This is a genomic window from Phytoactinopolyspora mesophila, from assembly GCF_010122465.1.
Classification (GTDB): Bacteria; Actinomycetota; Actinomycetes; order Jiangellales; family Jiangellaceae; genus Phytoactinopolyspora; species Phytoactinopolyspora mesophila.
The window spans coordinates 213,158-227,352 of sequence record NZ_WLZY01000003.1 but is presented as its reverse complement, the minus strand read 5'-3'; the positions used below and the strand labels follow the sequence as shown (position 1 = coordinate 227,352).

At 68.1% G+C, this 14,195-nt stretch carries 12 protein-coding genes; 1 reads left to right on the top strand and 11 read right to left on the bottom strand.

Translation table 11 applies throughout. From position 1 onward, the window contains the following. Window positions 1–9 precede the first annotated feature (9 nt). The 11 genes from F7O44_RS10825 to F7O44_RS10775 form a co-directional block, all read right to left on the bottom strand. A complete protein-coding gene (locus tag F7O44_RS10825; RefSeq protein WP_162450255.1) occupies window positions 10–2,403 on the bottom strand; it encodes a WD40/YVTN/BNR-like repeat-containing protein in 2,394 nt (797 codons plus the stop codon). Window positions 2,404–2,580: 177 nt separating this feature from the next. Next, on the bottom strand, window positions 2,581–3,066 hold the full coding sequence (locus tag F7O44_RS10820; RefSeq protein WP_162450254.1) for a hypothetical protein: 486 nt from the start codon (window positions 3,064–3,066) through the stop codon (window positions 2,581–2,583). Between the two features lie 34 nt (window positions 3,067–3,100). Beyond that, window positions 3,101–3,958, bottom strand: coding sequence for a carbohydrate ABC transporter permease (locus F7O44_RS10815; RefSeq protein WP_162450253.1), 858 nt, complete (start codon window positions 3,956–3,958; stop codon window positions 3,101–3,103). An 86-nt stretch (window positions 3,959–4,044) separates the two neighbouring features. After that, window positions 4,045–5,088, bottom strand: a complete 1,044-nt coding sequence (locus tag F7O44_RS10810) for an ABC transporter ATP-binding protein (protein ID WP_343073860.1) — start codon at window positions 5,086–5,088, stop codon at window positions 4,045–4,047. Then, on the bottom strand, window positions 5,085–6,377 hold the full coding sequence (locus F7O44_RS10805) for an ABC transporter substrate-binding protein (RefSeq protein ID WP_162450252.1): 1,293 nt from the start codon (window positions 6,375–6,377) through the stop codon (window positions 5,085–5,087). The genes F7O44_RS10810 and F7O44_RS10805 overlap by 4 nt, the downstream gene beginning before the upstream one ends. After that, window positions 6,374–7,255 carry a carbohydrate ABC transporter permease gene (locus F7O44_RS10800; RefSeq protein WP_162450251.1) on the bottom strand — a complete coding sequence of 294 codons (882 nt, stop codon included), beginning with the start codon at window positions 7,253–7,255 and terminating at the stop codon, window positions 6,374–6,376. Before F7O44_RS10800 ends, F7O44_RS10805 begins: the two co-directional genes overlap by 4 nt. Next, on the bottom strand, window positions 7,252–8,253 hold the full coding sequence (locus tag F7O44_RS10795) for a proline racemase family protein (RefSeq protein WP_162450250.1): 1,002 nt from the start codon (window positions 8,251–8,253) through the stop codon (window positions 7,252–7,254). Before F7O44_RS10795 ends, F7O44_RS10800 begins: the two co-directional genes overlap by 4 nt. 72 nt (window positions 8,254–8,325) lie before the next feature. Further along, on the bottom strand, window positions 8,326–9,210 hold the full coding sequence (locus F7O44_RS10790) for a dihydrodipicolinate synthase family protein (protein ID WP_162450249.1): 885 nt from the start codon (window positions 9,208–9,210) through the stop codon (window positions 8,326–8,328). Beyond that, complete coding sequence (locus F7O44_RS31055) at window positions 9,210–10,772, bottom strand: FAD/NAD(P)-dependent oxidoreductase (protein WP_343073859.1); 1,563 nt, start codon at window positions 10,770–10,772, stop codon at window positions 9,210–9,212. The genes F7O44_RS10790 and F7O44_RS31055 overlap by 1 nt, the downstream gene beginning before the upstream one ends. Continuing rightward, the gene (locus tag F7O44_RS10780; protein ID WP_162450248.1) at window positions 10,753–11,031 is read right to left on the bottom strand and encodes a (2Fe-2S)-binding protein; all 279 of its coding nucleotides are present in this window, start codon (window positions 11,029–11,031) and stop codon (window positions 10,753–10,755) included. The genes F7O44_RS31055 and F7O44_RS10780 overlap by 20 nt, the downstream gene beginning before the upstream one ends. Beyond that, window positions 11,028–12,182 carry an NAD(P)/FAD-dependent oxidoreductase gene (locus F7O44_RS10775; RefSeq protein WP_162450247.1) on the bottom strand — a complete coding sequence of 385 codons (1,155 nt, stop codon included), beginning with the start codon at window positions 12,180–12,182 and terminating at the stop codon, window positions 11,028–11,030. The genes F7O44_RS10780 and F7O44_RS10775 overlap by 4 nt, the downstream gene beginning before the upstream one ends. Window positions 12,183–12,458: 276 nt before the next feature. Between F7O44_RS10775 and F7O44_RS10770 the strand changes: the two genes are divergently transcribed. Then, window positions 12,459–14,129 (top strand): ABC transporter substrate-binding protein, encoded by a 1,671-nt coding sequence (locus tag F7O44_RS10770; protein WP_162450246.1) that lies wholly within the window; start codon window positions 12,459–12,461, stop codon window positions 14,127–14,129. Window positions 14,130–14,195 lie beyond the last annotated feature (66 nt).

The window sequence follows — 14,195 nt, the reverse complement described above, 5'->3', positions numbered from 1 at the left end:
GTCCTCGCGCTATTGTGCTGCCCGGCAAGAGGCGAGGACGCCTGGGACTCCGACACCGGGGTCGCGTAGCGGCAGCCGGGTAGATGCCGCGCGGCACTGTGGCACATCGATCTCGTAGATGCCGCGCCCGAACGTCGCCACACTCAACTGCCGGCTGGGTTCGTGGTAGCGCATGTACATCGTCGCTGCCACGGGCAGGTCGGACCCGAGCGAAGCCCACTCGCCGCCATTCCAGGCCGACAGGTAGACGCCCACGTCGGTTCCCACGATCAGCAGCCCGTCCGAGGTGGGAACCACCGAGTTCACCGGCGCATCGGGCAACCCCTGTCCGATGTCGGACCACGTCTTGCCGCCGTCTTGAGTCACCAGCAGGTGCGGACGATCGCTGCCGGACCGGAACCCGGAGAATGTCGCGTAGGCGATCTTCGCATCGTCGGGATGCACGGCGATTCGAGTCACCCACGTACCGGGAAGCTCCGAGGAGTCGACCTCGTGCCAGTTCTCGCCCACGTCGTCGGTCCACCACAGCTTGCCGTCGTCGGTGCCGGCGTACAGGGTATCTCCGTCGGTGGGTGCGACGGCGACGGCGGTGATCGTGCCCCACGGGTATCCCGCGGGATCGTTTGGGCCACCACCCGTCAGGTCAGGACTGATCGCGGTCCAGGTCCGGCCGTTGTCGGTGGATCGATTGACGATGTTCCCGGCGTAGTACATGACGTCCGGATCGCTCGGGTCGAACACCAGCGGGGTGAACCAGTTCCGGCGCTGGGAGGTGGTCTGCCCGGCCCCGATCGGCTGGCGCGGGGTGTCGCCGCTGTTCTCCGACCGGTAGCAGCTGCCGTACTGGCTGCAACCGAACACGATGGTCGGATCCTCGGGGTGGATGATCACCTGCAGGCCGTCGCCGCAGCCGATGGCGTCCCACCTGCCGCCGGGCCCGTTGTAGCCGCGCAGGCAGCCGTTGTCCTGGGTGCCACCCACCTTGAGCACGGGATCGGTCTCCGCGGCGTCCACCGAGTAGAACTGGGTGTACGGCTCGTCGGTGGCCTTCGTCCAGGTGTTCGTGGCTCCGTTGGCGTCGGACCGGTACATTCCGCCGTCGTTGCCGAGGTAGACCCGGTCCGGCACGTCCGGGTCCCACGCCATCTTGTGCTGGTCGACGTGGATGCCGCCGGAGTTGGTGAAGGACATCGCGCCGTCGGTGGAGCGACGCAGCTGGACACCGGCCAGGAACACGTGGTCTTCGTCAGTGGGGTCGACCCAGATCTTGCCGAACCACCAGCTGAAGGTCGACTGGGACGCGCCCGCGGCGGTCAGCGGCGTCTGGGTCCAGCTGTCGCCGCCGTCGTCGGAGCGGTAGAACGCCCGGAACGGCCCCAGTGCGGTCCCGACGTACGCGTACAGCCGGTCCGGGTTGCTCGGGGCCAGAGTGAGACCCCAGCGGCCCTGGTCGTCATCGGTCGGCAACCCGTTCGTCATACGTTCCCAGGTGGCGCCGCCGTCGTCGGAGCGCCAGAGACTGGAACCGGGGCCGCCGTACGTGCGCTGGTGTGGCTCGCGCAGGTGATCCCACATCGCGGCGTAGACGCGATCCGGATTGTCTGGGTCGATCACGACCTCGGTCGCTCCCGTGGTGTCGTTCAGCGGCGTCAGTACTTCGCGCCAGGTGTCGCCGCCGTCCTCGGTGAGGTAGACACCGCGCTCGCCGCCCGGCACGAACAGGTTGCCCGCGGCCGCCGCGAAGATCCGGTCTTCGTCGCTCGGGTCGATGGCGAAGCGAGCGATCGCGTGGCTGTCTTCGAGCCCGACATTCTCCCAGGTCTCGCCCCGGTCGTAGGAGCGGTAGATTCCGTCGCCCCCGAAGGTGATCGAACCGCCGCCGGGCTGCGGTTCACCGGTGCCGGCGAACAGTACGCCGTCGCTGGTGATCGCTACCGCGCCCATGCCCTGCACCCAGTCGTCCGGCCACACCGACTGATAGGTCATCCCGGCGTCGCTGGACTTCCAGATGCCGCCGGAGGCGGCCGCGATGAAGATTTGGTCGTCCACCTCGGGGTCGATAGCGATGTCGACGACACGGCCACCGATGTTCGCGGGGCCGAAGAAGTCCCAATTCAGCTGCGCGAGGTGGCGGTAGGCATTGCGGGTGCGCCGTTCGATGCTCTGGGCCTCGGAACGGGCTGAGGCGTACGTCGCGGCGGAGACTTCGGTGACTCCGTCGCTGAGCCGCTGGCTGGTCATCCATTCACCGGGCAGTTCCATCGGTCCGGTGGGCATTGACGTCGCGTGTGTGTCTTCGCCTCGCGCCGAGACGAGCGAGGCGACGAGCGCCACCGCCGCGACCAATGCGAGTACAGCGACCGCCGTAACACCTCGTTGGTGCCGGGCGAGCGTACTTTTCATGCCGGGTCTCCCTCCGCAAGCCGTGTGGGCGACCTGAGAACGGGTCGCATGTGCGCACCTTAGACACGGTGTCGTTGCTGGTCACCGATCATGTGCAGGGAATGCCGACCGGGTGTTAGGACATCTGTCGAGACGGCAGTGCTCACCAGCGCTGATCAACGCCTGACAACCGGCCCCTTACTCCAGGTCGCTACGGAATTCCGGCAGATCGGCGTCCTCGGTATCGGGTCCGATGACGACGCTGAGCGAAGTCCCGTCCGCGCACAGGGCAGCCGCGAGGAGGTACATCCGCTGGCCGGCGGCGCGGATCAGCACCTCGGCTTCGAAGACCTCGTCCTCGATGCGGAGCAGCTCGACGTCGTCTCGTTGTTCGTAGTCGGCCCGCACATCGAGCGGCGTCATCCGGATGGTGCCCTCGACGCTGGTCAGCGGGCCTTGTTCCAGCACTGACGTGATCCGCGCGCCCTCGGGGAGCACGAGGCCGCTGACGTCGGGCTCGACTTCGGGAGCCTCGTCCATGGGGACGCGGTCGCAATCCGGCAGGTTGTCGAACATGGCCTGGGTGGGGTCGCTCGGCGTCGCGTCATCGTCTCCGCCACAAGCGGCGAGAGTGCCGGCGAACACAGGTGCAACGGCCACGATGACGAACTGCCGGAGTCGCATCGCAGCAGGATGCCACACTGACGTGCGGGGCCGGTCAGCGGAAGACACGCCAGCGGCGTGCTACGAGGAACAGCGCCGTGATGATCACCGTGGTGATGACCATCAGCACGATGCTGATCAGCGCGCCGTAGGCGAAACCGGAGAACTCGAACGCGTGGTCGAAGATGTATACGGGCAGGTACAGCGTGGCATTGGCCGGCCGGCCATCGGTGAGCACGTACGCGGGCACGAAGTTCACCTGAAGGGTGAGGATCGTGTCACGCACCGCGAGCAATATCAGGACCGGCGCGAGCAGCGGCAGCGTGATCCGGCGCAGCTGGCCGAACGGCCCGCAGCCTTCCAGCGATGCCGCCTCGTACAGCCGGTTGTCGAGCATCCGCCGGGCGGCGAGCACCACGATGAACCCCTCGCCGATGGGGAACATCAGCATGAGGACCACGCCCACGCGGGCCGTGGCCGGGTCGGCCAGCCAGTTGAATCCGGAATGGCCGAACAGTCCGAGTAGTTGGTTCAGCGGACCGTACAGCGGATTCAGGACCCAGAGGAACAGCACCGCCAGCGCGACGTCGGGGATGACCGTCGGCAGGTAGACCGCGGTGCGAAACAGCCGGCCGCCTGGCCTGGGAGCGGCAAGGAGCAGTCCGAGGCCGACGGCGGCGAGCAGTCTCAGCGGGACGGACAGGCTGACGTGGACGAGCGAAGCCTCCAGGCTGTCCAGGAAGAACGCGTCGGACATCAGCCGGCGCACATTGTCCAGACCGACGAACTGTGGGTCGCGGGTCAGCCCGGTGTGGTCGGTGAACGCATAGCCAACGTTGAGCAGCGCGGGCAACGCGATCAGTACGACGACGGCGATCGCGTAGGGCATGAGGAATGCCCAGCCGCTCAGCATGCGTGGTGCCCGGGGCGTCCGCCGGCCCGGCGGGGCCGCAAGCCGCCCTGGAGCCGTCCGGATCCTCTGACTCGGCTCGGGTTCGCTCACAGCCGGCGCCCGGTGCCGGCGTCGAACCGGTGTACCCGCCGGGCATCCGGACTGAGGCGCACGGCGTCGCCGGTGAGAAGCCCCAGACGGGGTTCGGTCCGGATCGCCAGCCGCGTCCCGTCGGCGCACCTGGTCAGCAGCACCGCCTCGTTGCCGAGCGCCTCGACGGCCTCGACCGTCGCCGCGATCGGCCCCTCGGAGTCAAGAGCCAGGTCCTCAGGCCGGATGCCCACCACGACGCCGGTCGAATCGCCTAGTACTCCGCCACCCGGCACCAGGTTCATCGGCGGACTGCCGAGGAATCGGGCCACGAAGGTGTCGGCGGGCTCGTCGTAGACGTCCTGCGGTGCTCCGGCCTGCCGCACCCGGCCGCCCTCGATGACCACCACGCGGTCGCCCAGCGTCATCGCCTCCGCTTGGTCATGGGTGACATGCAGGGTGGTGGTGCCCAGCTGGCGATGGATGGCCAGCAGATCCGCCCGCGTGGTGGTCCTCAGCTGGGTGTCGAGACTGGCCAGTGGCTCGTCGAGCAGGTAGACGCTCGGGTCGCGCACCAGCGCCCGGGCCAGCGCCACCCGCTGGCGTTGTCCGCCGGACATCTCGTCGGGGTGGCGGTCGAGCAGTTCGGCGATCCCCAGCCGTTCGGCCGCCTCTCGCGCGCGTCGCGTTGCCTCGGCGCGTGGCACCTTTCGGACCCGGAGCCCGAACAGCAGGTTGTCCTGAACGGTGAGGTGGGGGTAGAGGGCGTAGTCCTGGAACACCATCGCCACCGAGCGCTGTTGCGGCGGAACGTCGACGACGTCGCGGTCGCCGACGACGACGCGCCCCCGGTCGGGCCGTTCCAGCCCGGCGATCAGCCGCAGGATCGTGGACTTGCCGGATCCCGAGGGGCCGACGAGTGTCACCAACTCACCGGCGCGCACCGCTAGGTCGACTCCGTCGAGGGCGGTGATCGGGCCATAGCACTTTGTCAGCGATTCGAGCACGATGCCGGCGCCGGCCCGGGCCCCGGTCGGCTTGGACTCTTGCCGCAGGGTCACCGGTCGGTCCCTCCGATGCTGAGATCGAACAACGGCCTCAGGTCTTCTTCGAGGCGCCGCAGGCCCTCCTCGCGTTCGACGCGCCCGTAGAAGACCTCTTCCAGCAGCGCGTTGGCTTCGCGTTCCACCCGGGACCACGTTCCGGTCCGGGGCGTGGTGCGCAGATGCGGTTCGGCATCGAGATACACCTGTGACGAGCGCGGCGGCTCGTGCGGTTCGAGGAACACCTCGGATTGGGCGACGTCAACACGCGACGGAACCGTACGTCCGGACGCCGCCAGCCTTTCCTGCCCTGGCACGTCCATCGCGAACTCGATGAAACGCCACGCGTTGGTGTGGTCGGCGAGGTCCGCACTCATGCAGTAGGCATCGCTGTGCAGGATGGTCGCCGGTTCGCCCCCGGGCGCTACCGGCAGCGGCGCGACGTCCCACTCGAAGTCGTCGATGGTGCGCAGGACCGGAACCGCCACCCGGCTGTTCATGTACATCCCCAGGGTCCCGCGTAGGAACCTGGCCTGGCTCGATTCACTTTGTTCCTCGGCGTCCGGCGGGACCACGCTGTGCTCGAGTTGCAGGTCGAGGAACCAGTCGACCGCTTCCCGGGTAGCGTCGTCGACGGTCAGGGTCAGCGTGGACGGGTGGTCCGGATCGTCGACGACCTCGCCGCCGTTCGACCAGATGAAGGGTGCGAGCCGGATGATCCACGCTTCTGTTCCCAGGCCGTACACCCCGTCGCCGGTCAATGATTGTGCTGCGGCGAGGAACTCGTGCCAGTCCCAGCCGTCCCGGGGCAGGGGCAGGCCGGCCGCCTCGAACAGATCCCGGTTGTAATAGACGACGAGCGACGAGAGATTCTGCGGCAAACAGGTGAGCTCCTCGCCGTCGAACCGGAAGGCGTCGAGTGCGGCGGGGCTGAAGTCCGCCTCGTCGAGCACGTCGCTGGCATCCACATAGGACTGTGCCGGTTCGATCGCGTCCTCGGCGGCGAACTGGCCGTACCGGCGGAAGTTCAGCAGGAACACGTCGGGTGGGTTGCCGCCCGCGAACGATGTGGTCAACCGCGCCATGAGCTCGTCCTGGGTAGCCACGGGCGACAGGTTGACCTGGAGGTCGTCGTTGGCGTCCTCGAACGCTTCGACCAGGTCGTGGTAGCCGGCTATCTCCTCCGCGTCGCCGAACAGCACCACCGTGATGCTGGACGAGCCGTCGCCCGCGCCGCCGGTCCCTCCGCACGCGATGAGCATGGTCGCGGTCAGCACGCAGCCACACCAGCGCAACAATCGGGTCAACGTCGCCTCCTCAAGGCGGTGAGTGGGTCGTCGCTCAGCAGGATCCGCTGGGCCAGGAGAAATACGGCGACGCACGGCAGGGTCGCGATGACGCAGCCGGCCATCAGCAGCGGCCAGTCCGTCGGGTTCAGCAGCCGCAGGAATTGCAGCCCGAGCGGGTAGGTGTAGCGGTCACCGCGTTGCAGGTAGAGCAACGGGTCGATGAAATTCGCCCAGTGGAACGTGAACGCCAGCACACCCACGGCCAAGGTGGCTGGTTTGACCTGCGGAAGCGCCAACCGTCGCCAGATCGTCAGCCAGCCGGCGCCCTCCAGCCTGGCCGCTTGGAACTGGCTGTCGGGAATGCCGCCGAAGCTCCACGCATACAGCAGGATGAGGAACGGACTGACCGCGAGCAGCGCCGGCGCCAGCAGGGGTATGTAGGTGTCGACGACGCCGGCCAGGCGGAACACCTCGAACCGGGTCGCCCACACCGCCGTGACCGGCACCAGCAGGACGATCAGCAGCCCGGCGACCGCCCGCCGCTTGTGCGCCGGGGCCAGGATCCGGAGGCCGAAGCCGGTGAGCGCGGCGATCAGGACGGTCAGCGGCACCGCGAGGGCCACGACCAGCGCCGAATTGCCAAGATAGGTGAACAGAGGGATCAGTTCGGGCAGCCGGATGTAGGCATCCAGTGTCGGCTCAGGCGGCAGGATCTCCAGCGTGCGCGGCGGCGGCGTCCCGGGGGGCCGCAGCGATCCCACGATCATGAACCAGAGCGGCGCGGCGAAGATCGCCGCCATGATCGCGGGGACGGCGAAGCGACCGGCCAGCCGTCCCGCGGAACGTGCCCTACGGCCGGTGGGTTTAGCTGAAGCTGACCGGCTGGTCACGGTCAAAGCTGGAACCCTTCGGGGAACGGGTCGCGCGGATCGAGCATGTACTGCGCCGTCCCGGTGATCCAGGCGCGTCCGGTGATGGCCGGGACCACGGCGGGCCGGGTGCCGACAGTTGTCTCCTCGACCAGTCGTCCGGTGAATTGGGTGCCGATGAACGATTCGTTGACGAAGTCGGTGTGCAAGGGCAACTCGCCGCGGGCATGGAGCTGGGCCAACCGGGCCGACGTCCCGGTGCCGCACGGCGACCGGTCGAACCAGCCAGGATGGATGGCCATCGCGTGTCTCGAACGCCGGGCGTTCGAACCAGGCGCGAGGAACTGCACGTGGTGACAGACCGCGATGTCGTCCCGCTCCGGATGCACGGGCCGGCGCTGTTCGTTGACCGCCGCCATGATCGCCAGCCCGGCGTCGAGGATGCGTTGCTTCTCCGCGCGATCGAACGGGATACCCAGCTGGTCCAGGTCGAGGATCGCATAGAAGTTGCCGCCGTAGGCCATGTCGTAGCGCACGGTGCCGTGGCCCGGCACCTCGACGCTGGCGTCGAGTTCGTGGCAGTACGAGGCGACGTTGCGGATCGTCACCGACTCCGCGGCACCGTCGCGGACGGCGACCTCGGCGACGACGAGCCCGGCGGGGGTGTCGAGCCGGATCGACGTCGTCGGTTCGCTCACCGCCACCAGTCCGGTCTCCACCAGGACGGTTGCCACACCGATAGTGCCGTGTCCGCACATCGGCAAGCAGCCCGACACTTCGATGAACAGCACACCCATGTCGGCGTCCGGGCGGGTGGGCGGTTGCAGGATCGCTCCGCTCATGGCGGCGTGGCCACGCGGCTCGTTCATCAGCAGCCGGCGAAGTCCGTCGGAGTTCGCGACGAACCACTGCCGGCGCTCGGCCATGGTCGAACCCGGCATGGCGCCGACGCCCCCCGTGATGACCCGCGTCGGCATGCCCTCCGTGTGCGAGTCGACGGCGTGGAACACCCGGCTGGTTCGCATGTCGCCTCCCTTCGTTGCCTTCCCATGATCATTGGCACTTAGCCCCCGAATTAGGTGGCTAAGTGCCAATGATCACGGGAGGAGGCGCTCCGTTGTCCGGCGGATCTCCGCCGCCTGCTCCGGAAGCAGCGGCTGGCGCGGCGGCCGGCACGGCCCGCCGTAACGCCCGGCCACCTCCATCGACAGCTTGATCGCCTGCACGAATTCGGTGCGATAGTCCCATCGCAGTAGTGGGTGCAGCTGCCGGTACAACGGAAGTGCGGTGTCGAGGTCCTGTGCGAGCGCCGCGTCGTAGAGATCCACACAGGCTTTCGGCAGCGAGTTGGGGAAGCCGGCGATCCACCCTTTCGCCCCGGCCAGGCCGAGCTCCAGGACGGCATCATCGGTGCCGATGATGACGTCCAGCCCCGGCGCCAGCTCCGCGATCTGGTAGCCGCGACGGGGATCGCCGGTGAACTCCTTCACCCCGACGATCAGGCCCTCCTCGTGCAGTCTTGCCAGCAGGTCCGGGCGCAGATCGATCTTGGTGTCGAGCGGATTGTTGTAAGCGGTCACCGGTAGGCCGGCCTTGGCCACCTCCCGGTAGTGTTCGACGACGGCTCGGTCGTCGCCGCGGTAAGAATTGGGCGGCAGCGACAGCACTACCTGCGCACCGGCCTCGGCGGCGTCCTCCGCCCAGCGCCTGGCCTCCATCGCGCCGTACGCTCCGACCCCCGGCATCACAGTAAAGCCCGGTGGAGCCGCCTCCACCGCCGTGCGGACCACCGCGGCTCGTTCCTCTGCCGTCAGCACTTGGTATTCGCCCAGCGATCCATTCGGGCAGACACCGTGACATCCGTTGTCCGCCAGCCATCGCACATGCTCGGCATACCGGTCCAGATCGACTGAGAGGTCCTCGCGGAACGGCAACGCGGTCGCCACGAGGACTCCGTGCCAGGGGGGCCTGTTGCTGGTCATCATTCGTCTTCCTCTCGTCGCTGGTCGGCCATCTCCGGGCTGTCTGTCTGAGCCGGCGGGGGTGTAGAACGTCGCGCGAGCAGGCCAAGCGGTATAGGTGTGGCAACGGGCCGCTCGGCCAATCCGCGCGGATCTGTGGCCGTGCCGGATTCAGCGGCGGTGAGACGGCTGACGGCGAAACCACATGTGCGTCCCTGGCACCACCCCATTCCCGCGCGGCTGAACAGCTTGACCGTTCGCGCGTCGGTCGCCCCGAGTTCGTGCACCGCCTCGGTGATAGCGGCGAGCGGGACCTCTTCGCAGCGGCAGACGACGGTGTCCGGCCGCAGCCATCCCCGCCAGCCGTCACGCACCGGATAGATGTCATGCATGGCGGTGGCAAAGTTCCGAAGTCGCTCCCGCTTTCGGGTGGCACGGTGGGGGATGTCGATGCCGTCCTCGCCCGCGGAAGACTCCTTCGTCGTCTTCCGATGCCCATCCGCACCATGGACGGCATCGACATCCCCCACCGTGCGGTGGTTCGGTCGGTTTGCGTACGCAACGGTGGCGTAGCTGGCCGCGGCGTGGCCCGCGATTTCTCCTTCGACGACGGCAAGCGCCGCACCGCCGACGCCGCCCACCTCGCCCGCCGCGAAAACGCCGGGGATGTCGGTGGCCTGGTGCTCGTCGACGTCGACGACGAGCGAGCCGTCCGAATCCACGCGGGTGGCACAGCCAAGCGCCAGCGGCAGCTCCAACCGAGGTGTGAACCCCCAGCCGACCGCGACCGCATCACATGCCACGATGCGCGAACTGCCTGGGACCACCTGCCAGTTCCGGGTGAGCCGGACCACGGTCGCCGCTTCCACATGATCGTCGCCGTGGGCGGCCACGATGGCGTGCCCAGCGCGAACCCGGACCCGGTGCCGGGCCAGTGTCGCCGCATAGCGGGAGCCTTCGGCGATCTTGCCGACATTGCGGATCGCGGCTGCTGTATGCCGCGCCCAGGCGATCGGGTGGTTGGCTTCGAAGACGCCGCGAACATCGACTCCGTGCCGGGCGAGGCCGGCGGCGACCGGTAGCAGGAAAGGACCCGTACCACCCACGACGACGCGGGTACCCACCCGGACACCATGGCCTTTCAGCAGCGCCTGAGCGCCGCCGGCGGTGTAGACACCCGGCAGGTCCCACCCCGGAAAGGGCAGCTGACGGTCGTACGCGCCGGGTGCCAGTACCAGCGCCCGGCCCTGCACCGTCGTCTCTTCGTCGTTGTGCAACGCATACACGGTGAAGCCGTCGTCGTCGCGGGCGACGGCCCAGATGTCGCGTCCGGGCAAGTAGCTGGCACCCGAGCGTAGCTTCGCCGTGAGCACGCGGAAGGCCCGCTGATCGTGCTGGAGGCCGGCTGCGCTGGCCGCGGTGCCCGGCGAGTACCGCCAGTATTGGCCGCCAGGCGTCTGACCTGAGTCCACCACCGCCACGGCGCGTCCGGCGCCGGCGGCTGCCGCCGCGGCCGCGAGACCGGCGGGTCCGGCACCTACCACCAGAACGTCGCAACGAGTTTCAGGTGTGGAGGTCGGCACGTCCGTCTCCTTCCTGACTGCGCACGTCCAGGCCACTGCGGGCAGGGACGGTACAAGCACGCAGATTCGCCCGCCCGTCGATCGTGATCAGGCAGTCGAAGCACACCCCGATGCCGCAGAAGATGCCGCGTGGCCGCCCGCTGCCGCGCGTCGTCCGCCATGACCGTACCCCGGCCAGCACCAGGGCGGCGCCCACGCTCTGGCCGGCGTCGAACGGGATCTCCCGGCCGTCGAAGGTGAATGTCTGCGGGCCCGTCATCCGAATCGCTCCGGGCGGAAGGGGGAGAGGTCGACGCCGGCGCGTCGGCCGGTCAGTGTCGCCGCGATCACGTGACCGGTCGCAGCGGCCAGGCATACCCCGGCGCCTTCGTGACCGCACGCGTGCCACAGACCTGGTGCCCGCGGATCCGGGCCGATCACCGGCAAATGATCAGGGCAATAAGGACGGAACCCCCGATACGCCCGGATCACCTTGACCCCGGCCAGCGCCGGAAACAGCCGGACGGCCTGTTCGGCCAGCAAGCGGAGGATGGGCACGGACATTGTCCGGTCGAATCCGACGCGTTCCCGGCTCGAGCCGATCAGCACCGGCCCGGACTCCGTGCCCTCGATCACTGGTGACGTCTGCAGCCCGGCGTCGTCGCTGGCGACATCCGATACGTACTCTGCCGCGTAGACCTTGTGCCGGACCACGGCCGGCAGCGGCTCGGTGACCATGACGAATCCGCGTCGCGGTAGCACGGGTACCTCCACACCGGCCATCGCGGCGATCTCCGCGCCCCAGGTGCCCGCGGCGTTGACGACCGCTCCGGCGTAGATCGGGCCGGCGGACGTCTGAATGCCTATGACCCGCTCGCCGGCCCGGAGCAGTCCAGTGACTTCCGTGCTGGTTCGCACCTCGGCGCCGGCCGCGCGTGTGTCGGCGAGCAGCCGGGCGGCCGCGAGCATGGGTTGCACCTGGGCGTCCTGCGGGTAATAGATCCCCCCGGCGAGATCGCGCGCCAGATATGGCTCATAGCCGGGCAGTTCGTCGGCAGCCACGGCCACCGCCTCTACTCCCGCCGCACGCTGGCCCACGGCGGTCTCTTCCAAGCCGGTCCGCGTTGGTTCCGAAGCGGCCACCACCAGTCCGCCCTTGGCGTGATATTCGAAGCCTCGCACGGCTGCGGCCATCTCGGCCCAGAGCCGCCTCGATAGCTGAGCGAGTTCGAGCTCTGGCCCGGCCGGCTTGTCGGAGACGAGAATGTTGCCCTCGCCGGCGCCGGTGGTGCCGCCGGCCACTGGGCCTCGGTCGACAACACTGACGCGCAGACCCGCGCGGGTGGCGTGCCAGGCGCAAGCCGCACCCACCACGCCTGCTCCGATGACGGCGACGTCCACGGTGGCAGGCACACGCGCAATATGGCACATTGCCGCCCCAGGGCACACGGTTCGGGCCCCTTTCGCGACAGACGTTGGAGGCGGCACCCGGCCGCTCCGTCACGTGTCGAAACCCCCGTGACCATGTGATCGGATCGTTACGGGAGTGGGATCAGTGACCGTTCAGTTCCCGTTCGGTAAAGGGCTACTCTGCGTGGGGAGGGCCGCCGGGAGACCCGGCGAGCGCTCGCAGCCACGGACGGCCGCAGACCGCCACGGTGGCGAACCCAGCCCCGGCTCATATTCAAGGACATCGAGGTGAACCCGATGCGCGGACGAAGGTTCAGAGCATCTACACCCGCCGAAATCGGTGCGGGTCATCCAAGGAAACGCGTCTCGCTTACGCTCGCACTCGGTGCTTCTGCGGCCCTGGTGCTGGCGGCCTGCGGCGGCGACGACAACGGCAACGGCAACGGCAACGGAGATGACGGCAACGGCACCGCCGGCGAAGGCGACGCCAGTGTTCAGGTGGTCATCGGCACTACCGACAGCGTCACCAATATCGACCCGGCCGGTTCCTATGACAAACCGTCGTGGAACATCGTCTACAACACCTACCAGCGACTGCTCGCGGTGCCGCTCGGCGGAACCGACCCCGAGCCCGACGCCGCTGAGTCCTGCGACTGGGAAGACGACACCACCTTTGTCTGCGATCTCAAGCAAGGCCAGATGTTCGCCGACGGCACCGAGCTCAAGGCCGAGAACGTCGTGCACTCGATCGAGCGGCAGCTGGAGATCCAGCACGAGTCCAACGGCTGGGCGCTGCTGACCGGCATCGACGAGGTCGAAGAACGCGACGAATACAGCGTCGCCTTCAACCTGACATCGGCTGACGCGGTGTTCCCGTACATCCTGACCACGGGCGCGTCGGCGATCGTGCCGATGAGTTACCCCGCTGACGAACTCCAGCCCAATGACCAAGCGTTTGGATCCGGTCCGTACTCCGTCGAGGCCTTCGACGCCACGCAGCAGATCCAGCTGGGGGTCAACGAGAACTACGCCGGCGACCGGCAGGTCAACAACAGCGGTGTGATCGTGCAGTTCTACCAGCAGGAGTCCGCACTGAAGCAGGCCATCGAGGAAGGCGAGGTCATGGTCGCCTACCGCAGCCTCGCGGTGACCGACATCGCCGACCTCGAAGAGCGCGGTGCCGAGCGCGGCGTCGAAGTGGTGACCGGTGAAGGCACCGAGATCAACTACATGGTGCTGCAAACCGGTCGGGAGCCGTTCGACGAGCCCGCGGTCCGGCAGGCGATCGCCCAGGTTCTCGACCGCGAGACCATCGCCGAGGCCGTGTACCGCGGCACTGTCACCCCGCTGTACGGCCCGGTGCCGGACGGCGTGGCCGGTCATGTGCCGAGCTACCAGAATCTCTACGGCGAGCCGGATGCGGACGCCGCGGCACAGCTTCTCGAGGACGCCGGCGTCGAGACCCCGGTCTCGTTCGACCTGTGGTGGATGCCGGACCGCTACGGCGAAGAGATCGGCGACATGTACGGCGAGATTCAGCGCCAGCTTGAGGAGACCGGCCTGTTCGACGTCAACCTCGAGCAGCTGTCGTGGGCGCAGTACTCCACCACCTTCGGTGATGGAAGCATGGACGCCTTCGACCTCGGCTGGTTCCCGGATCACCCGGACCCGTCCAACTACATCGTGGGCTTCTACCACTCGGATTCGGACATCAACTTCCTGAACAACGGCTACGGCAACGACGAGATGGACGAGCTCATCGACACCATCCTCACCGACACCGATCAGGATGCCCGGATCGCCGCGGTGGAGCGGGCTACGGAGATCGTGGCCGAGGACGCGCCTGTCATCCAGTTGTGGCAGCGTGACCAGGTTGCTGCGATCCGTGAAGGTGTTACGGGCGTCGAAGACACCCTCGACCCGTCGTTCATCTTCTACTACGACGTCGTCAGCGGCGTGGCGGAGTAACCGCCACCGACGCGAAATGACCGAGGGCTCCGAGGTGGGCTTCGAGCCTCGCCCGGGGCCCTCGGT